Annotated in this window: 26 protein-coding genes and 1 tRNA gene; 8 read left to right on the plus strand and 19 right to left on the minus strand. The window is 68.1% G+C overall.

Features of this window, described 5'->3' with window-relative positions:
- Window positions 1–41: 41 nt before the first annotated feature.
- The 5 genes from AB0H62_RS04430 to AB0H62_RS04450 form a co-directional block, all read right to left on the minus strand.
- Window positions 42–401: a DUF742 domain-containing protein gene (locus AB0H62_RS04430; protein WP_220245825.1), complete on the minus strand. Its 360-nt coding sequence runs from the start codon at window positions 399–401 to the stop codon at window positions 42–44.
- Window positions 398–811 (minus strand): roadblock/LC7 domain-containing protein, encoded by a 414-nt coding sequence (locus tag AB0H62_RS04435; RefSeq protein ID WP_220245824.1) that lies wholly within the window; start codon window positions 809–811, stop codon window positions 398–400. Before AB0H62_RS04435 ends, AB0H62_RS04430 begins: the two co-directional genes overlap by 4 nt.
- A gap of 67 nt (window positions 812–878) precedes the next feature.
- The gene (locus AB0H62_RS04440) at window positions 879–2,330 is read right to left on the minus strand and encodes an ATP-binding protein (RefSeq protein ID WP_360584063.1); all 1,452 of its coding nucleotides are present in this window, start codon (window positions 2,328–2,330) and stop codon (window positions 879–881) included.
- 481 nt (window positions 2,331–2,811) lie between these two features.
- Complete coding sequence (locus tag AB0H62_RS04445; RefSeq protein ID WP_360584065.1) at window positions 2,812–4,041, minus strand: glycosyltransferase 87 family protein; 1,230 nt, start codon at window positions 4,039–4,041, stop codon at window positions 2,812–2,814.
- Between the two features lie 149 nt (window positions 4,042–4,190).
- Window positions 4,191–4,901, minus strand: a complete 711-nt coding sequence (locus tag AB0H62_RS04450; protein ID WP_360584066.1) for a LysR substrate-binding domain-containing protein — start codon at window positions 4,899–4,901, stop codon at window positions 4,191–4,193.
- Between the two features lie 37 nt (window positions 4,902–4,938).
- Here AB0H62_RS04450 and AB0H62_RS04455 point away from each other — a divergent pair, with 37 nt between their 5' ends.
- The 4 genes from AB0H62_RS04455 to AB0H62_RS04470 all read left to right on the plus strand — a co-directional run bounded on the left by AB0H62_RS04455 (window position 4,939) and on the right by AB0H62_RS04470 (window position 7,015).
- Entirely contained in the window at window positions 4,939–5,310 is a 372-nt protein-coding gene (locus tag AB0H62_RS04455; protein WP_360584068.1) for a DUF5997 family protein, read from the plus strand.
- 126 nt (window positions 5,311–5,436) lie between these two features.
- Entirely contained in the window at window positions 5,437–6,243 is an 807-nt protein-coding gene (locus AB0H62_RS04460) for a metalloregulator ArsR/SmtB family transcription factor (protein ID WP_360584070.1), read from the plus strand.
- Window positions 6,240–6,827 carry a dihydrofolate reductase family protein gene (locus tag AB0H62_RS04465; protein ID WP_360584072.1) on the plus strand — a complete coding sequence of 196 codons (588 nt, stop codon included), beginning with the start codon at window positions 6,240–6,242 and terminating at the stop codon, window positions 6,825–6,827. The genes AB0H62_RS04460 and AB0H62_RS04465 overlap by 4 nt, the downstream gene beginning before the upstream one ends.
- A 112-nt stretch (window positions 6,828–6,939) precedes the next feature.
- Window positions 6,940–7,015 (plus strand) — tRNA-Lys (locus AB0H62_RS04470).
- 380 nt (window positions 7,016–7,395) lie between these two features.
- Here AB0H62_RS04470 and AB0H62_RS04475 read toward each other — a convergent pair.
- On the minus strand, window positions 7,396–8,568 hold the full coding sequence (locus AB0H62_RS04475; RefSeq protein ID WP_360584073.1) for a tyrosine-type recombinase/integrase: 1,173 nt from the start codon (window positions 8,566–8,568) through the stop codon (window positions 7,396–7,398).
- A gap of 409 nt (window positions 8,569–8,977) precedes the next feature.
- Between AB0H62_RS04475 and AB0H62_RS04480 the strand changes: the two genes are divergently transcribed.
- Window positions 8,978–10,357 (plus strand): hypothetical protein, encoded by a 1,380-nt coding sequence (locus tag AB0H62_RS04480; protein ID WP_360584075.1) that lies wholly within the window; start codon window positions 8,978–8,980, stop codon window positions 10,355–10,357.
- Here the strand turns inward: AB0H62_RS04480 and AB0H62_RS04485 are convergent.
- Both AB0H62_RS04485 and AB0H62_RS04490 read right to left on the minus strand, forming a co-directional pair.
- On the minus strand, window positions 10,351–11,265 hold the full coding sequence (locus tag AB0H62_RS04485) for a hypothetical protein (RefSeq protein ID WP_360584077.1): 915 nt from the start codon (window positions 11,263–11,265) through the stop codon (window positions 10,351–10,353). The genes AB0H62_RS04480 and AB0H62_RS04485 overlap by 7 nt on opposite strands.
- Window positions 11,266–11,400: 135 nt before the next feature.
- Complete coding sequence (locus tag AB0H62_RS04490; protein ID WP_360584079.1) at window positions 11,401–11,793, minus strand: hypothetical protein; 393 nt, start codon at window positions 11,791–11,793, stop codon at window positions 11,401–11,403.
- Between the two features lie 162 nt (window positions 11,794–11,955).
- Here AB0H62_RS04490 and AB0H62_RS04495 point away from each other — a divergent pair, with 162 nt between their 5' ends.
- Complete coding sequence (locus AB0H62_RS04495; protein WP_360584081.1) at window positions 11,956–12,630, plus strand: ATP-binding protein; 675 nt, start codon at window positions 11,956–11,958, stop codon at window positions 12,628–12,630.
- 102 nt (window positions 12,631–12,732) lie between these two features.
- Here the strand turns inward: AB0H62_RS04495 and AB0H62_RS04500 are convergent, their stop codons facing one another.
- Both AB0H62_RS04500 and AB0H62_RS04505 read right to left on the minus strand, forming a co-directional pair.
- Window positions 12,733–13,053 carry a hypothetical protein gene (locus tag AB0H62_RS04500; RefSeq protein WP_360584083.1) on the minus strand — a complete coding sequence of 107 codons (321 nt, stop codon included), beginning with the start codon at window positions 13,051–13,053 and terminating at the stop codon, window positions 12,733–12,735.
- Between the two features lie 41 nt (window positions 13,054–13,094).
- On the minus strand, window positions 13,095–16,367 hold the full coding sequence (locus AB0H62_RS04505) for a polymorphic toxin-type HINT domain-containing protein (RefSeq protein WP_360584084.1): 3,273 nt from the start codon (window positions 16,365–16,367) through the stop codon (window positions 13,095–13,097).
- Between AB0H62_RS04505 and AB0H62_RS04510 the strand changes: the two genes are divergently transcribed.
- Complete coding sequence (locus AB0H62_RS04510) at window positions 16,338–17,243, plus strand: MFS transporter (RefSeq protein WP_360584086.1); 906 nt, start codon at window positions 16,338–16,340, stop codon at window positions 17,241–17,243. The two genes, AB0H62_RS04505 and AB0H62_RS04510, sit on opposite strands and share 30 nt — an antisense overlap.
- A gap of 46 nt (window positions 17,244–17,289) precedes the next feature.
- On the opposite strand, the gene AB0H62_RS04515 is transcribed toward AB0H62_RS04510, so the two are convergent.
- From AB0H62_RS04515 to AB0H62_RS04545, 7 genes are all read right to left on the minus strand, one after another.
- The gene (locus tag AB0H62_RS04515) at window positions 17,290–18,264 is read right to left on the minus strand and encodes a GlxA family transcriptional regulator (RefSeq protein WP_360584088.1); all 975 of its coding nucleotides are present in this window, start codon (window positions 18,262–18,264) and stop codon (window positions 17,290–17,292) included.
- Window positions 18,261–19,694 (minus strand): MFS transporter, encoded by a 1,434-nt coding sequence (locus tag AB0H62_RS04520; RefSeq protein WP_220245816.1) that lies wholly within the window; start codon window positions 19,692–19,694, stop codon window positions 18,261–18,263. Before AB0H62_RS04520 ends, AB0H62_RS04515 begins: the two co-directional genes overlap by 4 nt.
- A 177-nt stretch (window positions 19,695–19,871) precedes the next feature.
- Window positions 19,872–20,312, minus strand: coding sequence for a nitroreductase family deazaflavin-dependent oxidoreductase (locus tag AB0H62_RS04525; RefSeq protein WP_220245815.1), 441 nt, complete (start codon window positions 20,310–20,312; stop codon window positions 19,872–19,874).
- Between the two features lie 100 nt (window positions 20,313–20,412).
- The gene (locus tag AB0H62_RS04530) at window positions 20,413–21,015 is read right to left on the minus strand and encodes a TetR/AcrR family transcriptional regulator (RefSeq protein ID WP_255638609.1); all 603 of its coding nucleotides are present in this window, start codon (window positions 21,013–21,015) and stop codon (window positions 20,413–20,415) included.
- Between the two features lie 24 nt (window positions 21,016–21,039).
- Window positions 21,040–21,228, minus strand: coding sequence for a hypothetical protein (locus AB0H62_RS04535; RefSeq protein WP_220245814.1), 189 nt, complete (start codon window positions 21,226–21,228; stop codon window positions 21,040–21,042).
- Window positions 21,229–21,474: 246 nt separating this feature from the next.
- Window positions 21,475–22,179: a GAF and ANTAR domain-containing protein gene (locus AB0H62_RS04540; protein ID WP_220245813.1), complete on the minus strand. Its 705-nt coding sequence runs from the start codon at window positions 22,177–22,179 to the stop codon at window positions 21,475–21,477.
- A 115-nt stretch (window positions 22,180–22,294) separates the two neighbouring features.
- A complete protein-coding gene (locus AB0H62_RS04545; protein WP_255638608.1) occupies window positions 22,295–22,429 on the minus strand; it encodes a hypothetical protein in 135 nt (44 codons plus the stop codon).
- 132 nt (window positions 22,430–22,561) lie between these two features.
- Here AB0H62_RS04545 and AB0H62_RS04550 point away from each other — a divergent pair, with 132 nt between their 5' ends.
- Entirely contained in the window at window positions 22,562–23,278 is a 717-nt protein-coding gene (locus tag AB0H62_RS04550) for a GAF and ANTAR domain-containing protein (RefSeq protein ID WP_255638607.1), read from the plus strand.
- A gap of 25 nt (window positions 23,279–23,303) precedes the next feature.
- On the opposite strand, the gene AB0H62_RS04555 is transcribed toward AB0H62_RS04550, so the two are convergent.
- Together AB0H62_RS04555 and AB0H62_RS04560 are read right to left on the minus strand one after the other, a co-directional pair.
- Entirely contained in the window at window positions 23,304–24,023 is a 720-nt protein-coding gene (locus AB0H62_RS04555; RefSeq protein ID WP_360584092.1) for a glutamine amidotransferase, read from the minus strand.
- Window positions 24,020–24,562 (minus strand): XRE family transcriptional regulator, encoded by a 543-nt coding sequence (locus AB0H62_RS04560; protein ID WP_220245810.1) that lies wholly within the window; start codon window positions 24,560–24,562, stop codon window positions 24,020–24,022. Before AB0H62_RS04560 ends, AB0H62_RS04555 begins: the two co-directional genes overlap by 4 nt.
- Window positions 24,563–24,618: the final 56 nt, after the last annotated feature.

The following is a 24,618-nucleotide window of genomic DNA, read 5'->3' on the forward strand; positions in this document are numbered from 1 at the left end:
CGTCGGCGGCAGTGGCGGCCAGCGGGGCGCGAGGGGTGCGTTCAGAGATTGCGGAGTCCAACGAGCACCTTCTTGAGGAATTCGGAGTCGGGGATGGACGCGCGCTGCAGCGCCGAAGAGGGGTGGCGGGCCGAGACCTTGCCGCTGTCGAGCAGATCCGTGACCAGGATCTTCACGACGCTCACCGGCAGCGAGAGCTCCGAGGAGAGCTCGACGACCGACGTCGGGTGCAGGGCGATCCGCAGGATCCGCACGTGCTCGGACTGCATCCCGGCCGACGGCGCCGACTCGGCGACGATGATCGTGACGAGGTCGAGCTCGAGGTCCTCGGTGCGGCTGCGCCCGCCGGTGAGCGTGTAGAGGCGGTCGGGGTCCTCTTCCTCGACAGCGCGGCGGATCATGCCGTCGGACCGGCCTGCGCGTAGCGCGGAGCGGCGGTCAGGAACGAGCCGATCTGCTCGACCAGCTCGTCCATGTTGTGGCCGATCAGGCCGACGTCGGCGTCTTCGGCCGCGATCACCGCGAGGTGCGCGCCGATGCCGGCTTCGACGATGAACAGGATGCCGCCGTGGAACTCGGTCATCGAGTTGCGGATGCCGCCGCTGCCGTCACCGAACTCGGCCGACGCGCCGTGCGAGAGCGCCTGCACGCCGGCGGCGATCGCGGCCAACTGGTCGGCCTTGTCGATGGAGAGGCCGGCGGTGTGGCAGAGCTTGAGGCCGTCCTTCGACAGCACCAGCGCGTGGACGGCTCCCGGCGTGTTGCCGACGAGGTTCTCCAGGAGCCATTCGAGGTTCGAGTTCTGGGTCATCGAGGATCCGGGGGCGGAAAACGCGCGCCCCCTCACTCCAATCTGGGGGTTCCGGTGCGGCAGGGACTCAGTCGTTGTCATCGGCGTCCGCCTGCGACTCGGCCGGACTGGTGGCGACCCTGCGGGTGCGGCTCTGCTGGAAGGCCCCGAACCGGGCGCCGCTGTCGCCGTGGCTGCGGTTGGTCGGCCGCGGGCCGGGGCTCGGCGCCAGCTGGCGCGACGCGGCGAGCGTCTGCCCGCGCGGGCGCTTCGGCAGGCCGCCCGACTCGCTGAGCACCGGTTCCAGCGTGCCGCGCGTGGACTCGCGGCCCTCGGCGCGCACGGCGCTGACCAGCGCCTCGCTGCGCGGCTGGGCGTCGGAGAGGGGGTCGGTGAACGGGTCGGTGCGCGGCTGCGTGATCAGGTGGTTGGGGATGCGCAGGACCACGCCGGTGCCACCGCGCGAGGACGGGCGGAAGAACACGTGCAGCTGGTGCTTGCGGGCGAGCTGGCCGACGACGGCGAGGCCGAGGCGCGTCCCGGAGATCGTGGTGAGGTCGAGCTTTTCGTTCTGCGCCACGGCGATCTCGGCTCGCGTGAGCGCCTGCGGCTTCATGCCGAGGCCGCCGTCTTCGATGGTGATCACGGCGCCGTTGTGGAGGTCCTCGACGTAGACGTGGACCTCTTCGGAGGGCGCGGAGAACTTGGTGGCGTTGTCCATCAGCTCGGCCAGCGCGTGCATCACGTCTTCGGCGGCGTACCCGGCGATGGCGCTGCTGCTGGTGGAGTGGATGCGCACCCGCGTGTACGCGCCGATGCGGCCCATGGCGCCGCGCAGGATGCTCTCCATGCGGATCGGCTTCGCCCAGCGGCGGCCCGAGCGCGCGCCCGTGAGCACGGCGATGGAGTCGGCGAGACGGCCGGCCTGGGCGGTGCTGTGGTCGACCTTGAGGACCTCGCCGAGCATGTCCTCGGGGCAGTGGTTCTCCATCTCGCGCAGGTCGGCGAGGATGCTGGTGGACAGCGCCTGCACGCGGCCGGCGGCGTTCGCGCACGCGGCCGTGGCGGCGGCGCGGCGGCGCTCGCCCTGGGCGACCTCGTCGATGAACAGGCGCATGATCCGGTTCTGGAACGGGTCTTCCGGCAGCTGCGTGGAGTTGTAGACGTCGGCGGCGCTCGTGCCGTCGCGCAGGCGATTGACCAGGGCCGGAAGGGTCTGGTCAACCATCATGGAGAGCTCGAGGTTGACGGCCGTCATCTGCCGAGCCTCGATCTGCGCCCGGCGCTCGGCGTGGCGGGCACGCTCCTCGGCGCCGGTGAGCGCTGACGACCCGCGCGTGGCGAGGTAGACGGCGACGACGAGGGCGACCCAGGTGACGGCCGCGACGACCGCGACGAGCACCCGGTTCTGTGTGGGCACCTCCAACGTCACCCACGCCCACAGCGCACCGGCGACGACCGCCGTCACCGGGACCGCGACCGCGGCCGGGACGACGCGCCCGCGCTGCTGCGCGTGGCGGGCGGGCAGTTGTTCCGACATGGCTTCAAGTCCTCGCGTCCGGTTGGTGGCAGGCCGTGCGCCGGGTTGGTGGTCTCGCTCGTTGTTCTGGCTCGTTGTTCGGGCTCTTCGCTGGTTCACGGCCTTCGGCGAAAGCGCGGTTTTCGCTTCCCGCCGGTGGCGCCGCTCCCCCATGTCTGGATGGCGGGACCCGGATATTAGCGCCATCACATCCGGGCTGCGAGCACCAGTGCCCTGGCGGGGTGCTAATAGGGCTCCGCGCCAGGGGTTTGACGAGGGATTTCCGGCGCGTCGCCACTCTTCGCGTTTCCCGATGTGACGCTGCGTGTGATCAAGGCGCGCCGCGGGACCTTTCGCCCGGGGCGGGCGTTGTGCGCGGCAATTCCCCCGAACAGAGCAGTGCGTTCACCAACTCAGCCCTAGGGGGCTCGCGGCGGGGTGACCGATTGTTTGGCGCGGTCACCCGACGGGGAGATGAATTGTTGTGTTTTGGCGATCGCGATTATGAATTCTGTTCGATGAGTGGGGAAATACGTCCGGTGGGGCGTGGACAGGCCTCAGCGGCGAGTGCCGGTTCTTCGAGGCTCACCGAGGCCGGCTGCGTGACGACCAGCAGCCAGGTGAGGAGGCCGAGGGCGAACAGGAGGTACGAGTCGCCGACGACGTGCTGCCAGGGTGCCCACGCGAGTTCGCGCATGTCGCTGTTGGGCAGGAAGGCGTGGGGTGCGGCGATGAACACGAGCGTGCCGGCGGCGAGGGCCGCGCCTTGGCGGGTGGTGCGGACGCGGGCGGCCAGGATGACCAGCGCCGGGGCGACCCAAACCCAGTGGTGCGACCAGGAAATCGGGGAGAGGACGAGGACGGCCGTCGCGTTGACCACGAAGGCGAGCGGCGGGTCCACTCGGCGCATCACGACCACGGCGGCCGCGATGACGAAGGCGGAGATGCCCAGCCACAGCACGTCGTACGCCAGCGGCGGCAGCTTGAGGCGGTGGAGCGCGCCTTCGATGGTCTGGTTGGTGGCGTAGGGCGAGCCGCTGAGGCCGGCCGCGCCGGTGAGGCCGCCGCCGAAGAAGTACTTCGCGGAGGCGGCCGGGGCGACGAGGAAACCGAGGCCGGTGGCCGCGGCGCCGGCGATCAGGGCGTTGCGGGCGGAGCGGAAGTCCTTGGTGAGCAAGAAGAACAGGAGAAAGCCCGCCGGGGTGACCTTGATGGCGGCCGCGATGCCGACGCCGATGCCACGGGGCCAGCGCGGGTTGGGCATGAGGATGTCCACGGCGACGAGGGCCATGAGGACGAGGTTGATCTGTCCGAAGGAGAGTGTGGAGCGCACGGGTTCGAAGGCCAGCGCGGCGACCGTGAGCGCGGTGGCGGGGAGCGCGGCCTGCCAGGTCGGCTTCAGGCGGCGGACGGTCGCGTAGAGCGTGACCCAGAGGGCGGCGACGGAGACGAGGTCCATCAGCACGGCCGAGACGGCGAGCGGTGGGAGCGTCATGACCGTGAAGACGACGGCCGCGAACGGTGGGTAGATGAAGGGCAGCGGGAAACCGGAGGTGGTGGCGGGCAGCTGGCCGTAAAGGTCACCGCCGTGGAGGACCGCGTCGGCGCCGAAGCGGTAGACCTGCAGGTCGACGGGCCCGAAGCTGCCGACGATGGCGAGCACTCCCCCGACGATCACCGTCGCTGCGGCGACGAAGAGCAGTTTTCGCTTGGTGGGTTGTTCTCGCAGCATGTCCCCAGTCACCTCGTGCTCCGGTGTGCTTGATCCGGAGTCCGAGCCTGCTGGGAACGGCGTTTTTGTTGATCATCTGAACGGCCGGGGTGGGCTGGCCGTTCGGCTGGGGTTCGGGGGTGAGGTTCGGCCGAATGGCCGAGGTGGGGTCAGCCGCGGCGGCGGGGTTTGCCGCGCTTGGGCGGATGCTGGGGTTTCTTGGGGCTCTTGGTTTTCGGTAGAGGCTTGGCTTTCGGCTTCGGTTCCGGTGCCTTGCCGCGGGTGCTGTTGACCGTGCGGCCGCGGACGATGCCGATGAACTGTTCCATCAGGTCGGTGGTCTCGTCTTCGAGCCAGGACAGCGCGACTTGGGATTCCGGAACGTCGGCGAGGGGCCGGTAGGTGAGGTCGCGGCGGTGGTGCAGCCGGGCGAGCGACTGCGGCACCACGAGCAGCCCGACGCCTGCGGCGACGAGCTCGATCGCGTCGGCGGTGGTGTCCGGCCGGTGCTCGGCGAGCTTGCCGGGTGGGTGGGGCCAGCCGAGCGTGTCGTCGTGGGGGTGGAGGAAGAGCTCGTCGGCGAGGTCTTGGGGCGTGACCTCGTCGGCGGCCGCGACGACGTGGTCCTTCGGCACGACGACCACGGTGGTCTCGATGTAGAGCGGGATCGCGTGCAGCCCGGTGCGGTCGATGGGCAGACGCAGGAGTGCGGCGTCGACTTCGCGGTCGTGGATCTTCGCGGTGGCTTTTTGGGGCTCGACGGGTTCCAGGATCAGCGGAACTTTGGGCAGGCGCTCCTGCCAGGTGCGGACCCACTTGCCGGGCGTCACGCCCGGGACGTAGCCGAGCGTGAACGAGGGCGGTGCGTCCGGGCCGGTCACGCAGGCCAGATTACCGACGGTGGTTACCCTGGGCCCCATGACCTCGCGCAAGACCCCTCAGACGATGAAGCCCGCCACCGCCGCGAAGAAGCTCGGCGTGTACCTGGAGGCGACCCCCTCGTCGTTCCAGGAGGGCGCCGTGTCGCGCGACGAGCTCAACACCTTGCAGACCGACCCGCCCGAATGGCTCCGCGCCCTGCGGCGCAACGGCCCCCACCCGCGCCCGGTGGTGGCGGCGAAGCTGGGGATCTCCATCGGCGGCCTGTCGCGGGCGGGCTTGACCGAACCGCTGACGACGGCGGAGATCGAGGAGATCAAGGCCACGGAGCCGGAGTGGCTGGAGCGGGAGCGGGCTACGCAGGCTGAGGTGCGTCGGGAGGCTGCGAAGGTGAAGGGGTCGGAAGGCTGATCCTGGGCCTGTTCGGTCTCGGGGCTTCTGCCGGCTGATCGAATTTTTTTGGTGAACTCGCAGGCCAGAGGCCTGTTCTTGTATATTCCTTGACAAGAATATTCTGTCTGAGGAATACTTCTCCTCATGAACGAGATAGCAGCAGCGTTGGGTGACGGGGCGCGGTGGCGCATCGTCGAGCTGCTGGCGGGGCGGCCGAGGTCCGTGGGGGAGCTTGCGGAGCTCACGGGGCTGCGTCAGCCGCAGACGACGAAGCACCTGCAGGCGCTCGCGAAGGTCGGGGTGGTGTCCGTGACGCCGCTCGGGCAGAGGCGGGTGTACGCGATCGACGCCGTGCCGTTGAGGGCGTTCGCGGATCGGCTGGAGATCATCCTCGACAAGGTCGAGGCGCACGCCGGCGAGCGGGACGTGCTCGAGCGGTACCGGAAGGCCGTCGAGACCGAGACGGCGGCCGCGGATCGGGAGCGGTGGGCGGACGGGCGGGAGTTCTCGTTCGAGCGCCTGGTGCCCGCGCCGCCGGACGTGGTGTGGCGGTACTGGGTGGAGCCGGAGAAACTGGCCGACTGGTGGGCGCCGCCGGCGTTCTCAGTGGTGGAGGTCGTGCTCGACCCGCACCCGCACGGCGAGGCGGTGGTCGAGTTCCGCGACGCCGAGGCCAGCTACCGGTCCGAGGGCCACGTGCAGGCAGCCACCGAGAACGAGCGGCTCGTGTTCGACCTGGCCGTGCTGGGCGAAGCGTCGTTCACGACCGAGTACGACCTGGAGCTCGACGAAGTCGCCGAAGGCACCCACCTGCGGCTCGGGCTGCGCATCACCGACACGACCGTCGAGGCGGCGCCGCACATCGCCGGCATCGCGACCGGCTGGGGCCAGGTCCTCGACAACCTCATGGACACCATCAAGATCGACACCACCAAGGGAGCACAGAAATGACGCGCACGGTTTCCGCCAACATCAGCATCACCCTCGACGGCCGCTACAACGGCCCCGGCGGCGTCGGCGACCTCGCCGCGATCGTCCCCTACGCCATGACAGAGGTCGCCCGCAACCACCTCGCCCGCCTGCACGACGGCGCCACCACAGCCGTCCTCGGCCGACTCAACGCCGAAGGCTTCCTGGGCTTCTGGCCGACCGTCATCGACAACGAGGACGCCGACCCCCGCGACCGCGGCTACGCGAAGTGGCTGGTGGACACGGAAAAGGTCGTGCTGTCGACCACGCTCACCGAGGCGCCGTGGCCCCACGCGCGCATCGCCAACGCCCCCGCGGCCGACGTCATCACCGAACTGAAGGCCAGAGGCGACGGCGACATCCTGGTCAACAACAGCACCACCGTGATCAAGGCACTGCTCAAAGCCGACCTCCTGGACCGCCTCTACCTCATGATCACCCCCGAAATCGCCGGCGGCGGCGAGCGCCTCTTCGACGACGGCCTGCCCGCCACGAAGTGGAAGCTGTCCCTGCACGAAACCGGCGACCTCGGCGAGATGGCGATGGTCTACGACCGGGCCCGGTGAGCCCTTGTCCATTGTGGAATCCCCGGCCGGGTCCGGCCCCCACTGGCGAGGTGACGAGGATCAAGGCCCACCCTGCTGGTGACACGGCGGGCGCCCGCTAAACTGAGCCTGCGGGCCGCTAGCTCAGTTGGCAGAGCAGGAGACTTTTAATCTTCGGGTCCAGGGTTCGAGCCCCTGGCGGCCCACCACTTTCAACCCGTTGACCTGCGCAAACGACGGTCTTGACGATCATCATGGAAGTCCACCGGTCCGGGTGTGACCAGTGGCGTGACCGACCCAGGGTTGCGGAGCTTCCACCGTGACGAAATCGATCATCGTTGGCCCTGAGTTCCGGCAGCAGTCACCGCCGTTCCCCGCCGTCGGACACCACCACCTTTCGCAGGTAGACCCACATTGGCGCAGACGCCTCGCCACTGTCGACATACCGCATACCGCAGCGAATCCGCCGCGGATTTGATGTGACGTTATGTGTCCGACGGTGTGTCCCGACCGGTCGCCGCGCCCCGGGCTGATGAGCACAGCCTGAGCAACGGAGCCCAATTGGAGACAGTACTACGGGCACCCGCCGTCATCTTTGCAGGTCAGAGCGGCGATGGGTCGTCGTTTCCCGCGGATTGTTGATCCGTTGCCGCGATTGGCGCTGACCACGAGAGGGGGCAGCATGCCCGGCCAGGCGCCGGCAGCTGATCTGACGGCTGGCCCGGCCAAGCCGGTTCGACTCAGCAGTGAACAACGAAGCCCCGATCCGCTCCGCAGCACGGTGACAGCGGCTGGGGTAGACCGAAACGTAGTAGTCGGCGGTGAAGGACAGCGAGGCGTGACCAAGCATCTCCTGAATGTCCTTGAGGTCATTGCCCGCAGCCAGGGAAATCGACGCAGCGCCGTGCCGCAGGTCATGGAGCCGGATCGGCGGTAGGTTCGTGCATTCATAGAGCAGGTCTTTGAACTCATGTGTGAGTCCGCTGAGCCCACGGGGCTGCCCCTTCGGGGTCGTGAACAGATAGCGTTCCCCGTCCTCGGCCGGGGGCACGTCACGGCGGCCAGCGATGTGGCGCCGAAGCAAACCTGCAGTGACGTGGTCGAGAGCGACGGTACGGGCGCTAGCCTCACTTTTGAGTTCACCGTCGTCGTCCGCCTGGCAACCAAGCCGCGGCTCTACGAACACCTCGTTGCGGCGCAGATCCACATCGGTCTCTCGCAAGGCTGCCGCCTCGGCGCGACGTAGACCGGTCACGGCGACCAAGTGGTAGTAGAGATACCACTTCTGCCCGGAAGTGGCGCGAAGGAACTCCATGGTCTGCTCCCGGGTCCATACACACACCGGCCCGGGTGTGCGGCCGGTCGCCCGCCAATGAGCCACCCGCGCATCGGTCCACACCAGAGGCCGCACCTTGTGCACCTTCGGCAGCTCAATCTCCCGCCCCCGCGCAGGGTTGTGCGCAATCAGCTGCTCCCGAACGGCAGCGGTCAACGCTGAACTCAGCGTCGAACGGATCCGCGCCACCGTCGACGGCGCAAGCCGCCTACCTCCCACGCCGGCATCACCGGCAATCGCGGTGAAGGCCGCCTGAACATCAGCGACACTCAACACTGCCACCGGCACATCATTTAGTCGCGGCTTCAAGTAGTTCTTTACATGCCGACCGTAGACGTAAACAGTGCCTGACCGCAGACGACTACGCTCAAGCCAGCGATCCAGCCACTGGCCGGTCGTTAACCCGATCCCCTTCGCCGCCGCCAACGCAGAATTCCGAGCCGCGAGCGCAGACTCCTCCGACACATATCCGCCACGACGTGCGCGTGAACGCGCACCGCCGGCAGCGGACGGCCCCTCGGCTGTAAACCACCACGACCCATGCCCCACCTCGCTCAGGTGCGGACACTCCGCCCCTCGCTGCTTTCGCCCCTTCAGCGATCGGCACCCACACCGCTTGTACACCCCACGCGTCGACATGATCACCCTCGATTCCCAACTGGTTAGCGCGGCCTCACGAGGTGGTCGACTTCGACATCGTCATGGAGGCCGCGAGGAAGCAGCGGACGGGAGGCAACGGCGTTCGGCTTGCGGCCCGACTGCTGTGGCTACCACAGTGACACTCGGACCGGCCGAACGTTCAAGGACGGGGTTGCATATGCGTCGATGGGACAGGTTGAACGAGCGGCAGCTCGCAGTACTCCAGCGCATACACGCGGGCGACGATTTGAGCGGCTCTGACGGGATTACGGATCGCCGCTCGGCAGGGGCGCTGGCCGACCGAGGCCTGCTGGTGGTTGACAGGCGTGGTGGCCGGTGGCGAGCGAAGATCACCGAGCCTGGCCAGTTCTATCTGGAACACGGGCATCACCCAGATGATCCCGCGTTCACGGTTGCCCGCGAGCTGCTTCCGCAGAAGCGGGCCTCGCCGGCGGTCGGCAACGGTCAGCGTAAAGCCGCGAACCATCGCCCCCCGCCCCACACCACGGCGGCGATCACAGCGCAGCGGCGTGCGGCTGCGACGGAACTGGTCGAGAAATTGGTCGAGACAGGCCACTTGCTGGTGCCGAAGCCTGATCCGGGCACGGAAGCGGAACTGCGGCGCGTGATCGACTTCGCCAAGCGGCATGGTCTCGCGCCCGAGGGCAAGCGGATTGAGAAAACCCGCATGTACGACGGCAGGGTCCGCATCCGCCTGGTGGACGGGCCGCATGTCAACTCCAGGCCGATGGAGATTACACCGGTTCCGGTGCCGGACGAGGTGGCCAACCTGCATCCGCTGCTGTCGAGTCTGACCGCACCGGCCGACGTGTTGGGCGTGTCGACGGAAAGCTTGCCCCGTGCGCTTCGAATCATGCACGCGTTGCTGACTGAGGCACAGCGACGCGGCCACGAGGTGGGTTGGGCCGAGGACACCTCACGAGGGATCGAAATCCGTATAGACGGTTGTGTACAGACCGTCACGATGGACGAGGAGAAGACTGCTCAGGAGGCGTTGCCGACACTAGATGAGCTCGCCGCGAAGAAGATGTACTCGTGGCAACGTGTCAGCCCTCAGATATCGATGGTGCCGTCCGGCAAGCTGGCGATCTCCGTCGGCGGTGAGGGACCGTATCGCACGCAACGACGGTGGGCGGATCGAAAGCGGTGGACTCTGGAGGACCGGCTCGGCGATGTGCTGTCGACCGTCGAATTGCAGGCTCGGGAGAAAGAAGAGCGCCGCCGCGACGACGACGAGCGCACGCGGCAACGCCAGAGCGCATGGGAGCAAGCGATGACCGACGCGCGGCGGCAATTCCGCCGTGATCAGCGGGCCGCCCTGTTGGCCACGCAGGTTGAGGCGTGGGAGCTGGCTGACCGCATCAGGGCGTTCTGCCAGGCTGCGAACAGATCAGGGCACGGCGACGGCGATTGGTTGGCATGGGCTCGTGCCTATGCTGACGAGATCGATCCCACCACCGGCCTCATGACCGGCCCGGAGGACGTCGAGCCTGGCCCCGACGACTTGCGTCCCTACCTCGGCCGGTGGAGCCCTTATGGCCCTCAGCGTCACTGAGTCGCCCGGTTCGCTTGACGGAGCACTTCGAGGGGAACTCCGAGGTCTCGTTCGAGATTGCGTGCGGTGTGCGCCTGCCCCGCCTGGTCAAGTTCATTAATCGCCCGCTCAATCAGTCGTGCCAGACGATCCACTTCCTTCCGGAGTGCGTGCAGTTCGTCTTGGCGCTCCTGTGCCCCGACACCGCACCAATCGCGAATGAGCTGCCGCATCGGCTGATACTTTTCCTCAACCTCACGGCAGATTTCGGCGCTGATATACGTGGAGCCGGCCATGTAGCCCCATCGGCATTGCGTGTCGCGCTCGCTTTCCTCTTTACCCATCTCGGGAAGCAGCCGATCGGCATACTTACGCGCCAGCGCTTGTACCACCGGCTGCGTCACCCGCCACGGCAGCACCAGTGACCCGTCGCCGTTCCTGAACCCCACCGGATCGTCTGCCAACATGGCGCGGTCGATCCCCAGATCCGCAACCAGGCCGTCGACATCCGTGACAACGAGAATTCCGGAATTGCCACCCCACAGCCGGTTCGCGTAGTTCCAGTCCGGCAGTGTGTCGAACACCCAACCGGCTGCGTCTTCCTCGGGGGTGTCGCGCATGTCGGCAGAGACGTCTCGTACTGCCGCCCACCGGGCCTCATTAGCCTGCCAAACGTCCACGTGCTCCCATAGCACTTTGAGTCGGCCTGGTGGAACCCACTCCTCCCGACCTTCGTACTCATCGTCGGTGAAGCGCACCCGGACCCGTGGCGGTCGCGACGAACCGACCCGGACCACATCCACGCACGCCGCATGATCGCGAGCACCCTTCCGACACGCCCACCGCTGGCCCACCTCGATCGGCTCACCATTCGCCGCCTTCATCGCAGGGCCGTTTCCACCCGGGATGTGCGCCGTTTCGTCACTCACGTGCCCAGAGTCCCACAGGTTGTCGCCCGCCAGATCCCCGACAACCGTCGCGCAATCACCACGCCGGTCAGTGCCAGTCCGTGCCGCTGTCACCGGCGTTCACACCGGTACGGTGGCGACATCGATCGAACGGCGCTACGTCGGGTCGAGTGTCTCTGGGCTGAAGGCGAGCTGCGGGGTGGCCGCAGTGTGGATGCGCACGTGGCCCCAATCGCCTGTGACGTCGTAGTAGCCGTCGCGGTAGTAGAGGCTGTCGATGTTGCCGAGATCCTCTTCGCCCGCGGCATCGCGGTAGGTCTGGCCCGAGCGGGTGATCCAGTCGATCTCTGTGGCGTTACCAATGGTCAGTATGGCGTCGGCATAGCAGTACTGCTCGCCGGGCGCCGGGTCGTGGTAGCGGGGGTGGCCTGGGGTGAGCACGAGGTCGAGTGTGAAGGACACGGCGTCCGGCCGTTCGGTTATGGCCAGGACGTAGCTGTCCTCAAGGTAAACCTGGGCGAGGTTGGCGATGTCGGTGTAGTTCTTCATGCTTAGTGATCCCAGGTGATCGGTGTGTGGTTGCCGGGGCTCTTCCTCGTGACGGGGTTCCCGGATGGGTCGGTGCGGACGCCGTCCTCGTTGCGCAGCTCGACGTGTGGGTTCTCGCTGCCAGGTGTTCGCCCGCTTCCCTGTTTAAGGGTCATGCGGACGATGCCATTGTCGTCGACGTACTTTTCCGGGCCGGTCGCACGGCTTCCAACCTCTGCGGCGATTGCTGCTCACCGGCCCGCCAGGAACCGGCAAGACCATGTCGCGGCACATGTACTGGCCGGCGAGCTGCGGCTTCCCCTTTTTATGATCCGGCTCGACGGGCTCATCACCAAGTTCATGGGAGAGACCGCCGCGAAGTTACGGCTGCTCTTCGATGCGTTGTCGGAGACCCGCGGCGTCTACTTGTTCGACGAGGTCGACGCCCTTGCGGCTGACCGCACCGCCGGCAACGACGTGGGCGAGATCCGGCGGGTGCTGAATTCGTTCCTGCAGTTCCTCGATGTCGGCGCTTCGAACAGCCTGCTGGTGGCCACGACAAACCATCCGCAGCTGCTGGACCGGGCGATGTTCCGCCGGTTCGACGCGGTGATCGACTATCCGCTGCCCGCCGGCGAGGTCGTGCGCGACGTAGTCCGGACCCGCTTGGCCAACGTCCCCACCGAGCGGCTGAGCTGGCCGAAGGTCGACGCTGCCGCCGATGGTCTCAGTCACGGCGAGATCACCATCGCCGCGGATCTGGCGGCCAAGGAAGCGATCCTGGCCGACGACGGCCGGGTGACCACTACGAGTCTTTGCGCGGCGCTGCGGGAGCGGCGTCGGCACCTGCTCGGCTGACCCACGGAAGATCAGCGACGCCCGTCGAACACCGCGCCCGGACGGGGCTGAGCTCCTCCAGGCACGGCGTCGTCGTGACGACCGGCTACCGGCGGGCCCATCTCAATTATCCAGTGCCTCCATCGCCTTCACCAGTCCATCTGCAACCTCCAAGGAGTTCTCCATGAAGAATCCGATTTTAATGTAGAAGTCCTCTTCGGACCTGAACAGGGTCGGGACGACGACAAGCGTAGCTAGCAGCGTGTGCAGCTCTGCGATCGAGAATCCACCGGGCTCCGAACTACGGACTTTTTGACGCAGCGAGGATAGCTGCTCACCACTGCAGCCAGTCCAGACGCGCAGAACCAGATCAGACTGAGGTCGATGGTCCATAAAAATGAGGAGCGAATCGATCAATTCGATTTGCGGCACCGTCAGCCGCAAAAAATACAATTCGCCGTCTCGATATAATGAAATTATGGATCTCATCGCGCCACATACCTACCCGAGGTCAAGAAGTTATGCTCACTGAACTTATAGCCATGAATCATGTATCCATTCTGCACAATCAAAACACCGCGCTCCGCGTCGTATGCAACATTTGCGCCGGTTTTTGTGTCTCGGTGCGTCATGCGGCCGCGCCAATCAGCAAAGTAGTTCCCAAGAGCAGCCGGGTCGTGGCCAATTCCAGGTATCTCATGATCAGCCGCTTCACTTGAACCGTCATGCATTCGTTGAACTTGATAGTCGACCCCCTCGGCCACGTCGGTACCATGGGCTTCCTCGATTGCATTGTAGGTTGTGTCATCAAGCCCTCCTCTTGCAGCATCGATTCCACCACAGTTGTGCACCAAAATTGCAGTCTTGCCCGCAAGCACGTAGTACGCGTGCAGGCCTTCGACTGTCAGATCGTACGTCTCACCGTGGCCATCATGTAGCGTTGCGCTCTCGACCGCTGCAACACCCTCAACGGATGCAACCTGATCGCCTGTCCTCAGCTGACCGGCTTCGACCCAGTGGTGAGTGCGTGCTTCCCAGATCTGGTGGAGCACGGTGGTGTGTATGACCTGGTCGTCACCGCTGGCAAGCTGGAGGTCGACGCGGTCACGATCGTCCGTGGTCACATGGACGGCGGTGACGACGTGCTGTTCCAGTCTGCCACTGTCAGGGTCGGTGTTGGTGATCTTGTCGCCGACCTTGACCTGAGAGATGGGTTTCGTTGAGCCGTCGGCCATGAGGACGCGAGTGTCGCCGGTGAAGCTGTGAGGTATTGGACAGCCGGGGCCGGCGTCTTCCTTGATGACGTCGTCGATGTCCCTGATGAAGTCCAGAGCTCGTTCCGCTCGCTTGGATTCGACCAGTGCCTTGAGCGCTTTCGCTCCCCTGCCGACGGGGATCACGGAGGCGAGCGTGGATAGGCAGTCGCCCCAGTTGGGGTTGTCGACACACCGGGCAGCTCCGGGGATCCCTGTCATTTCCCAGCCGACTTGGAGGATCTCCTTGAGCGTCATGCCCTCGGGGTGGTATTCGCGATAGATTTGCTCTGCGCGCTCACGTGTGGGCGCGTGTCGACCTTTACTCAAAACCTCGGCGTTCTTGGACAGGCAGTCGCGGCTCCAGTTGCATGTGTAGATCCCGGCCTGCCTGTATGGCCTGTAGAACGAGTCCAGGTGTCCCGTGTAGCCCCAGTTCTCACAGGCAAGCCGGTCGTCAACACCGCTGCAAATCGAGAGCTGCGGTTCGAGGCCGGTCGGGTCAGTGTTGGCGATGGGGTTGTCGAACCCGTAGGTGTAGGCGTTGAGATGCAGAGGGTTCATCGGATCCAGCAGCGGGTCGGGTGTGATGAACGATCCGGTGGCGGGGTCGTAGTCGCGGGCGCCGAGGTGAGTGAGGCCGGTCGTGTTCTGGTAGCCGCCGAGGAAGCCGTGGCTGTCAGCCCACGGGCCATCGGCGGTGCCGCGCGGGACGCCGTAGGGGTCTTGGTAGCGCTTGTGCACGGCGAGGTTGGCGGCATCGACGGTGGCGTACACCGTGCCTTGGGCATCGGACATCAGCCAGGACACACCGGCGACGCCGTTGCGTTCGGCGATGAGCTGGCCGTTGTAGGTGTAGTAGCGGGTGCCGATGGCGGTGGTGGTGCCGGCGGCGACGTGGACTTCAGTGTCGCCGACGGTGAGGGTGACTCCGGTGGGGTCGCGGGTGATGAGGCGGTTGCCGTCGGCGTCGTAGACGTAGGTGCTGGTTTTGCCGTCGGCTTCGGTGACCGAGGCGATGTTGCCCTCGGCGTCGTAGGTGAAGGTTTGTCCGGCGCCGGCGGGGCCGCGGGTGAGGGTGTGGCCGGAGTCGTCGTAGCCGTAGGTGCTGGTGCTGGTGGTGTTGCCGCTGACGCGGGTCACGGTCTGCGGGGCGTGCGGCTGGCTCGCGCCGGGGTCGGGGTAGGTCGTGGTGGTGGTCGCGTCTCCGCCGGTGGAGTGCTGGACCTGCTCGATGCGGTTGTCCTCGGCGTCGTAGCCCCAGGATGTCCAGTACGGTGCCGCGCCCCCGAGCGCTGCCGCAGAGGCCTGTGCCGAGCAGTCGGCGGAGGACGGTGTCCAGGCGTCGGTCAAGCGTTGGCGGTAGTCGTAGGTGAAGCACTGGACGTCACTCGCGCCGTCCTGGGGGGTGTCGGCGAGTTTGGTGAGGTTGCCGGCCGGTTGGTAGGTGTACTGGCGATTGGTGATGTCGTAGCCAGTGCTGGTGGCGCGTTGCGCCAGCGTGCTGGCCAGCCGGTTGGTGCCGTCTTCGTAGGTGTTGGTGACGGCGACCTGGTAGGGGCTGGTCGGGTCCTGGAAGTTGGTGCGCAGGACCTGGGCCTGGGGGTTGTAGTCGGTTTCGGATACCAGGTACAGCAGACCGCCGGTGGACGAGGACGCTCGCAAGCCGGTGGGTTGTCCGAGCGTGCCGTAGTCGTGGTAGATCGTTTCGCGCGGGACTCCGCCCTTTTGCGGGCTGGTCGTCGTGGCGACTGCTCCGGTGAGCGGGTCGTATTCGGTGCTGAAGCTGTAGGTGCCACCGAGTCCGGTTTCGAACGCGGGGATGGTGTAGCGGTTGCCGGTGGCCCGTCCGGCGTTGTCGTAGCCGGTGACGGCGGTCGAGTAGGAGCGGCCGTCGACGTAGTGGGTCGAGCCGGCCGGCAGACCCGGCCGCACGGTGTCGTATGTCCAGTCGGCGAGTTTGGTGCCGCTGGTCGTGCCCTGGTACTCGGCGGTTTCGCGGCCGAGGTTGTCGTAGGTGTATGCGAGGGTGCGGTGCTGGGCGTCGGTGCTCGTCGTCAGCTGGTCGGCGTCGTCGTAGGTGTAGGTGGTGGTGCCGGTGTCGGGGTCAGTGGCCGAAACCTTGCGGGCGTGCAGGTCGTAGGTCGTGGTCCACGTGTTCTTGCCGGTCGCGTCGGTGACGGTCGCGAGCTGACCGTTGGGTGCATAGGTGTAGGTGGTGACGTCCGCGGGATCGGTCGGGCCGGTGTGGTCGCGGTCGTGGTATTGGATCGTCTGGACGTTTTGTCCGAGCCCGTTGTTGACGAGTGCCATCGCCGTGCCGCCAACCGGCGGGATCGTGGTCGTGTGGAGGCCGTCGTAGCGGGTGGTGGTACGCCACTGTTCGGTGCCGTCCAGGGCGTAGGCCGCGCCGATGGCGCGCCCGGCGCTGTGCTGACGATCTGGCAGGTGTACGCGGCGGTTTTCGTGGCGGGGGTGTTGACGGTTTTCTTCGATGTGGCGCACCAGTCGTTTCTGCCGAGGCTGGTGGCGAAAGCGGATCTGATCGAGGGAAACGCGAAGCTGAAGTTCAGCACGTCCGCGGCGGCGTTGGTGGGGCCCGGGTTGGGTGGGCTGCTGGTGCAGTGGCTGGCGGCGCCGGTCGCCGTGCTGGTCGACGCGGTCAGTTATCTGTGGTCGGCGGCGTGGTTGAGGACCGTGCGGGTGCGGGAGGTCGTCGCGCCTGAGCACCGCGAGGCGACGTTGCGGGCGCAGATCCGGGAGGGGCTGCGGCTGGTGCTGCGCCACCCGGTGTTGCGGGCGATCGCGCTGAACAACATGGTGTCGGCGTTGTTTTCGAGCGCGTACTTGGCGATTTCGACGCTGTTCCTGGTGCGTGTGATCGGGTTGTCCGCCGGGGCAGTAGGGCTGTTGGGGAGCCTTGGTCTGGTGGGGGCGTTGCTGGGGTCGGTGCTGGCCAGGCGGTTGAGCAGGAAGGTGGGCGCGGCGAGGTTGCTGGTGACGGTCGCGGTGGTCGAGGGGCTGGCGTACCTCCTGGCCCCGCTGACCGGGCCCGGGTGGCAGCTGGCGTGGTACGTGGTGGCGGGCCTGTTCACGAGCACGTGCGTGATCATCGTGATCGTCGTGCAAGTGAGCTTCCAGCAGACGCTGTGCCCGGATCACCTGCTCGGCCGCATGAACGCCACGATGAACTTCCTCTACTGGGGCGCCGCGCCCATCGGCAGCCTGCTCGCCGGCGTGCTCGCGACCGGCATCGGGTTGCGCCCGATGCTGTGGGTGGCCGGCGGCGGGATGCTGCTCGCCGCGGTGCCGCTGCTCGCGTCGCCGCTGCGGAGGATGGTCGACCTGCCCGCGGGTGAGGACGAGCCCGTGGGCAGGTGAGTGATGACCTCGGCACGATCAGGCAAGACCGCCCCCAACGATCAGCTCAGACACCGGTGCTGTTGAACCGCTCGCGGAAGGCCGTGGGGGTCACGCCGAACTCGCGGGCGAAGGCGCGGCGCAAGGACGCCGGCGAGCCGAAGCCGACCTGGCGCGCGATGGTGGCGATGGCGTCGTCGCAAGATTCGAGGCGGGATTTGGCGGCTTCGACGCGGACCTGTTCGACGTAGCGGGCCGGGGTGGTGTCCAGCTCGTCGCGGAAGAGGCGGTTGAGGTGGCGGACGCTGAGGCCGGCCGTGCGGGCCATGCCGGCCAGCGAGTGGGGCGCCGCGGGGTTGGCGGTGATGGTGTCGAGGAGTTTGCGCAGCGGCTCGTGCCGCGGGTGGGTGGTGCTCGTGCGGACGCTGAACTGCGACTGCCCGCCCGGGCGCTGCATGAACACGACCATGTCCTTCGCCGCGGCGCGCGCGACGTCGGCGCCGAACTGGCGCTCCACCAAGGCGAGCGTCAGGTCGATGCCGGCGCTGACGCCCGCCGACGTCACAACCTTGCCGTCCCAGACGAAGAGCGCGTCGGGCTCGACCGTCGTCGTCGGGAAGCGCGTGGCGAGCTCGCCGGTGAAGCGCCAGTGCGTGGTGGCGCGCCGGCCGTCGAGCAGGCCCGCGGCGCCGAGGAGAAAGGCGCCGGCGCAGATGGACGCGACGCAGCCCGCCCGGGCAGCGAGGTCTCGCACCGCGTCGACCATGGGCGGTTCGAGGACGGTCGACGCCCAGTCCGCGCCGCCGGCGACGAGGAGGACGTCGCAGGCGCCGGTGACGTCGGCGATGCGGCCGTCGACCGCGAGGGCGGTGCCGTTGGAAGTCGCCGCGGGGCGGCCGTCGGGTGAGACGACGGTGATGTCGTAGCGCGCGCCGAAGTCGTTGGCGGTGGTGAGGACTTCCAGCGGCCCGGTGAGGTCGAGCAGCCGGACGCCGTCGTAGGCCAGCACCACGACCCGGCGCGCACCGTTCGACGGGCTCACCCGCCACCTCCGTTCAGGGTCGGTTTCGATGCTAGCCGCGGCTTCGGCAGGAAGACGGCCGCGACCAGCGCGGTGAAGGCCATCAGGCCGGCGGTGACGGCGAAGCTCAGCGCGTAGCCACCGGCGGCGGCGTGAGCGCTGTCGGCCCCGGACGAAAGCAGCGAACGGGTGTGCGCGTCACCGACGGCGACCAGCGTGGCCAGGCCCAGGGCCATGCCGATCTGCTGTGAAGTGTTGTTGATGCCGCTGGCCGTGCCTGCGTCGGCGCCCGTGGTGCCGTCGACGCTGGCGATCATCCCCGAGATCACCGCGAAGCCGGCGCCGAGCGGGAAGAGCAGCATCCCGATGAGGACGTCACGCACGTAGGAACCGCCGACGTCCACGCCCGCGAACATCACGAACGCGGCGGTGAGCAGCAGCAAGCCGAGCACCATGACGGCGCGTTGCCCGATGCGCGGGATGAGGCGGGCCGTGAGCCAGCCGGTGAGCATGAACAGCGGGCCGATCGGCAGGAACGACAACCCGGAGTACAGGGCGTTCAGGCCGGCGACCTGTTGCAGGTACAGCGCCATCGTGAAGAACAGCACGCCCATGGCCGCGCTGAACGTCAGCAGCACGAGGTTGCCGATCGCGCGGCGGCGCGACAGCAGGAAACCCAGTGGCACCAACGGGTTGCTCGCCTTGGACTGCCACCAGCCGAACGCGAGGACCAGCACGACACCCACCACCGCGGCCCACCGGCCGGCGGAGGCGAGGAGGCCGTAGACGACCAGTGTGAGACCCACGGTCGCGAGCACGGCGCCCGCGATGTCGGGGCGGCCGCGGCGCGGGCTCCGGCTTTCCGGCACCAACGCGGGCGCGCACACGAACGCGACCACCGCGATCGGCAGGTTCACGAAAAACACCCAGCGCCACGACAAGTACGTGACCAGCACCCCGCCCAGCACCGCACCGAGCGCGGCGCCCAAGCCGCGCAGCACGCCCCACGTCGACAAGGCGCGGGCGCGTTCGGCGGGTTCGGTGAACAGCACCGTGACCAGCGACAACGCGGCGGGCGCCACCAGCGCGCCGCCCACGCCCTGCAGCACGCGGCTGATGACCAGCATCGCGGGCGTCACCGCCACGCCGCCGATCGCCGACGCCACCGCGAACAACGCGAGCCCGGCCAGGAACACGCGGCGCCGCCCGAGCGTGTCGGCGATCCGCCCGCCCAGCAGCAGGAGGCCGCCGAACGGGAGCGTGTAGCCGTTGACCACCCAGGAAAGCCCGACGTGGGAGAAGGCGAGGTCGTGCTGGATCGGGGCGAGCGCGACGTTGACGACGGTGGTGTCCAGCAACAACATCAGTTGCGCCACGGCGAGGACGATCAGCCCCCACCACCGCTTCCGGTCGACAGCGGGGGACGCGATGCTGGGCAACGCTGAGGACATCGAAGGCACTCCCAAGACACTCCACGGGCCGGCGCTGATCGCCGGCCCGTGAGTTCCAACCGCCGCCGCTGCCCGGGCGATGGTCCAGAACGTGCCGTGCGACGGGCAGTTCCGGCCACCAACGCAAAACGCCGCGGCGGGCCCGGGACAGGGGCCTCGCCGCGGCGTCGAGGGAGCTCAGGCCTCGATCGGGCTGAGAACGAAGATCGGCATCTTGCGGGTGGTCTTGGTCTGGTAGTCGGCGTAGTCGGGCCACACCTCGACGGCGCGGTCGAACCAGGTGGCGTACTCGGCGTCGTGGACTTCGCGGGCCTCGTAGTCCTTCTTGACGGCGCCGTCCTGGAGCTCGACGTGGGAGTTCGCGACGACGTTGTAGTACCAGACCGGGTTCTTCGGCGCGCCGCCGAGCGAGGCGACCACGGCGTACTCGCCGTCGTGCTCGACGCGCATCAGCGGGGTCTTGCGGAGCTTCCCGGTCTTGGCGCCCACCGAGGTCAGCACGATGACGGGCTTGCCCTGATTGTCCGTGCCGTCCTGACCACCGGACTTCTCGATCAGCTCCGCCTGGTCACGGCTGAAGTCGAAGGGGCTCGGCTCGTATTCGCCGGTCAGCGGCATGTCCGCACCTTTCGTGTCGGGGCCTCGACCTGAGACCCATAAACGGACTATACCCCGCTTTGGTCGGCAGACGTGACGGCGGCAACACCCACGCCGAAGATCAGCCGCAGACGCGTTCGATCAGGGTTTTCCAGCCGGCCGCGAGGTCCCGTGGCATCGTGGCGGGGGCGGCGCCGTCCGGAGCGCGCAAGTACAGCAGGAGCGGGCCTTCCAGCGCGGCCGTCAGCTGCAGGGCCAGCGCGCGAATCCCCGGGACGTCGGGGCAGGCCTCGCGCAGCAGCATCTGCACGTGGAACAGCGACGGGCTCGAGCCGACCGGGATCGGCTGGCTCGGATCGAGCGCCGCACGGGCCACCGCCGTGCGTTCGATGAGGAACTCCATGCGCGCGTGCCCGAAGGCGACGAGGCGTTCGACGGCCGGCGCACCCGGGCCCAGCGGGGGCGGGCCGTTGAGGATCCGCTCCTGGAACGCTGCCTCCTCCACGTCGAGCAGCGCGAAGAAGATGCCCGCGCGCGTGCCGAAGCGGCGGAAGACGGTGCCCTTGCCCAGGCCGGCGCGTTCGGCGAGACCGTCCATCGTGACCTTGTCGGCGCCGAGTTCGTCGACCATCGCCCGCGCGACCTCGATCAGGTGCGCGCGGTTGCGGGCCGCGTCGGCGCGCTCCTCGCGCGGGCCGCCCAGGGGGATCGCGATGGGTTCCACGAGCGGCACGCTACCCGTCGCAGGTCACCGCACGATGGACGTCGCGAGATCCCACAGGTGTTCGGAATTGGCCGGGTCCAGCGCGTACGCGGCGACGCCGGGGACACCGAACTCGGTGGGGCGCGAAGGGACCACCGGTGCCTGGTTGACGTCCTCGAAGTAGCGGCCGGCCGATCGCCTCGACCAGCGGTGACGCGGCCAAAGCCGGCGCACGGGTCGGTGTCGTCGTCCGTGGTCGAGCGGTCGGAGTGCCGTGCGAACAATGCCTGATGCCGAGAACAAGAGGCTGCTGTCCCCCGGGTACGGGAACCGGACCCTCGTCACCCACCACGCCGAGCCAGGCAGGACCCCAGGCAGCAACCCCAAGTGACTCCGAGGAGCGGTTGCGGCTTCTGGCTACTTTGGACAGTCCGGTCGACCGCGTGGCACCGGTTTCGCCGGCCGCCGCGGCGGAGTGAGTCAGCGGTCGGACACCGTCGTCACGAAGCGCATCGCGATGTCGCGGAGTTTGGTGTTGGTCGTCTGAGATTCGACGACGAGGCGCTGCATCGCATCGTCCGCGCCGATGCGGTGGATGGCCATGAGCATGCCCTTGGCCTGCTCGATCACGGCGCGCGTCTGCATGGCGTGTTCGAGCTGCTCGGCGCGGGCGCGCGCGTCGCGGTAGCGGTGGTGCGTGCGCAGGCCGAAGGCGACCATCGTGACGTAGACCTTGAGCAGCTGGCCGTCCAGCTCGCGGAAGCCGTGGTCGCCGAAGCCGAAGAGGTTGAGCGCGCCGGAGAGCTCGTCGTCGACGCGCAGGGGGGCCGCGAGGTAGCTGCCGATGCCGAGCTCGGCGGCGACGTCGGTGAACTCGGGCCAGCGACGGTCCGCGGCGGGCAGCGAGAGGCGCACGATCTCGCCGGTTTCGGCGGCCTGCAGGCAGGGGCCTTCGCCGGCGGCGTACTGCGCGGCGTCGACCTGTTCGGCGCGGGGATCGGTGGTCGCGGCCGTTTCGCCCTTTCCCGAGCGGATCACGGTCACGCTCGCCAGGTCGGCGTCGGGAACCGCGCGCACGGCTTCGGCGCAGATCACCTCGAAGAGAACGGGTTCGAGCCGGTCGTCCTCGAGCGCCCGGGTGAGGCCGCGCATGGCCTCGGCGAGCTCGTCGAGCTCTTCCGACATTTTCGTCTCCTCATCCACTCCGCCAGTCTCCTGTCGTACGCGTGCGGGCGAGCTGGGTGACGGATTGGGTTGCGCCGAGCGCCTCCGGGAGAGACCGCTGACAATTTCGGCCGGGTCAGTCCCAGTCCGGATCGGAGCGACCGCGCGCGTCGGCGTCGACCGCTTCGCGCAGAGCCGACCGCGACTGCCCGCGCGCGAGCATCCCTCGTGCGGCGGTGTCGCACGGCGCTGTGCCGTCCTGGGCGGTCATACCTCCAACGGTCCTCCTGAAACCGGCCGAGCGCCACCTCGGCAACGCCGTGAGCTCGGCGAGGGTCGGCGGGGTGCGCCAAAATGGGGACAGACCGGGCTGACCCGGGTGGCGAGGGCGGAGGTTGGAGCCGTGGACGAGCAACGCCGGGAACGGCTGTGGCAGCTCGTCGCCGCGTTGATCGAACACGCCGGTGAGCGGCCGCAATGGGTGCGTGCGGTGTGCGAAGTGGCCGTGGGCGAGGTCAACACGGACGCGGCCGTGATCTCCGTGCGCACGGCCGGGCGGGCGCAGGACCTCGTCGCGGCCAGCGGCGACTGGGCCGAATCGCTGGAAGAACTGCAGTACACGGTCGGCGACGGGCCCGCGGTCGAGGCGTTCACCACCGGCGAGCCGGTGCTCGTCGACGACCTGACGTCGGGCGAGGGGCGCTGGCCGGGCTTCGCCGACGGCGCGGCGGAGACGGCTGCGGCCGCCGCGTTCGCGTTCCCACTGCAGACCGGCGCCGCACGGCTGGGCACGCTCGGGCTGTACCGGCACCGGCCCGGACCCCTGTCGCCCGAAGAGCTGGCGAACGCGCTGACGCTGGCCGACCTGTCGACCACGGCGTTGCTGGCGGACAGCTCGGGCGCGATCAGTCCCGTCGCGAACTGGGCCCGCGAAGACGTTCCGGGGCACTACGACGACGTCCACATCGCCACGGGGATGCTCGCGACGCAGCTCCAGATCAGTCTCGCCGACGCGCTGCTGCGCCTGCGAGCACACGCGTTCAGCCGGCACCTGCCGCTGATCGGGGTGGCACGCGCGGTGCTCAACCGGGAGCTTCGCCTCGACTCCTTCACCGACTGACGGGCGGCGGTCATCGGGGCGGACCTCAAGCGGACGCGGAGAGCACCTGTTCGGCTTCGTCGAGCCACGTCGTGAAGACCGTTTGCGCCGCGCGGGCCAGGGTTGGGCCGTGGGTGGCGGCGTCGGCGCGGAGGGTGTGGGGATCGACGCCGGCGGTGGTGAGTTCGAAGGTGTGGCCGATGAGCCAGGGTTCGAGGCGCGTGTGGTCGGCTTCGAGGTGGAACTGGAGGGCGAGGGTGCCCGGGGCGGGGCTGAAGGCCTGGTGGGGAAAGCCCGGGGTTTCGGCCAGGGTCGTCGAGCCGGCGGGGATGGCGAACTGGTCGCCGTGCCAGTGGAGGACGGGGACACCGTCCAAAGGGGACAGCACCGAGTCGCGGCCGGCGGGCGTCAAGCCCAGCGGGGAGTAGCCGATTTCCTTCTTGCCGGTCGGCGTGACGTCGGCGCCGAGGGCCGCGGCGATGAGCTGGGCGCCGAGGCAGATGCCCAGGGTGGGGCGGCCGGTCGAGAGCCGCGTGGCGATCGAGGTGAGTTCGTCCGGCAGGAACGGGTACAACGCGGTGTCGCCGACGCCGATGGGGCCGCCGAGGACGACCACGACATCCGGGGCGGACAGCAACTCCGGCGTGATCGGGTCGACGCCGACTTCGAGGTAGTCGACGGTGTAGCTGCGGGCGAGCAGCAGCGGCGACAGGAGACCGAGGTCCTCGAAAGCCACGTGCCGAACCGCCAACGCGCGCTTGGTCACGCGCGCTCCTCCGGCGCCCCGATCACCACGAGCACCTCCGCGGGCTCGGGGCTGATCGACTTGACGTAGTGGGGAATCCCGCCGCGGAAGTACACCGAGTCGCCGGCGGACAGGCGTTCCGTGCGGTCCGGGAAGCGCATCTCGATCTCGCCGGAGCGGACCAGGATCAGCTCGTCGCCGGAATGGGCGCGGTAGAGGCACTCGACCTCGGTGGTCGGCGGGTAGATGAGGAACGGCAGCATCTGCTTGCCGACCACGCCGCCGGCGAGGTGCACGAAGCTCGAGCCGGAGTCGGGGACAGTCGGATCCGCAGCGGTGCCGACTCGGCGGACTTCGAGGTTGGCGCTGTCCTGCGCGTCGCCGAAGAGCTGGGTGACGTCGACGCCCAGTGCCTCCGCGAGGCCGATCGCCACGGCGATGGAGGGCGTGCTGTTCCCTCGCTCCACTTTGGACAGATACGACTTGGTGAGGCCCGTCCGGCGGGCGAGCTCGTCGAGCGTCCAGCCGCGTTCCTGGCGCAGCATCCGCAGGGTCCTCACGTTTCGCAGCCTCTCACCCGGTCATTGTCTCATAATGACACACCGTTGACGATAGG

It is taken from the genome of Amycolatopsis sp. NPDC050768 (assembly GCF_040654155.1).
Taxonomy (GTDB): Bacteria; Actinomycetota; Actinomycetes; order Mycobacteriales; family Pseudonocardiaceae; genus Amycolatopsis.

Coding starts and splice junctions, on each gene's coding strand:
- AB0H62_RS04430 (WP_220245825.1), bottom strand. CDS start 401: ATGATCCGCCGCGCTGTCGAGGAAGAGGACCCCGACCGCCTCTACACG.
- AB0H62_RS04435 (WP_220245824.1), bottom strand. CDS start 811: ATGACCCAGAACTCGAACCTCGAATGGCTCCTGGAGAACCTCGTCGGC.
- AB0H62_RS04440 (WP_360584063.1), bottom strand. CDS start 2,330: ATGTCGGAACAACTGCCCGCCCGCCACGCGCAGCAGCGCGGGCGCGTC.
- AB0H62_RS04445 (WP_360584065.1), bottom strand. CDS start 4,041: ATGCTGCGAGAACAACCCACCAAGCGAAAACTGCTCTTCGTCGCCGCA.
- AB0H62_RS04455 (WP_360584068.1), top strand. CDS start 4,939: ATGACCTCGCGCAAGACCCCTCAGACGATGAAGCCCGCCACCGCCGCG.
- AB0H62_RS04460 (WP_360584070.1), top strand. CDS start 5,437: ATGAACGAGATAGCAGCAGCGTTGGGTGACGGGGCGCGGTGGCGCATC.
- AB0H62_RS04465 (WP_360584072.1), top strand. CDS start 6,240: ATGACGCGCACGGTTTCCGCCAACATCAGCATCACCCTCGACGGCCGC.
- AB0H62_RS04490 (WP_360584079.1), bottom strand. CDS start 11,793: ATGAAGAACTACACCGACATCGCCAACCTCGCCCAGGTTTACCTTGAG.
- AB0H62_RS04495 (WP_360584081.1), top strand. CDS start 11,956: ATGCCATTGTCGTCGACGTACTTTTCCGGGCCGGTCGCACGGCTTCCA.
- AB0H62_RS04520 (WP_220245816.1), bottom strand. CDS start 19,694: ATGTCCTCAGCGTTGCCCAGCATCGCGTCCCCCGCTGTCGACCGGAAG.
- AB0H62_RS04525 (WP_220245815.1), bottom strand. CDS start 20,312: ATGCCGCTGACCGGCGAATACGAGCCGAGCCCCTTCGACTTCAGCCGT.
- AB0H62_RS04540 (WP_220245813.1), bottom strand. CDS start 22,179: ATGTCGGAAGAGCTCGACGAGCTCGCCGAGGCCATGCGCGGCCTCACC.
- AB0H62_RS04545 (WP_255638608.1), bottom strand. CDS start 22,429: ATGACCGCCCAGGACGGCACAGCGCCGTGCGACACCGCCGCACGAGGG.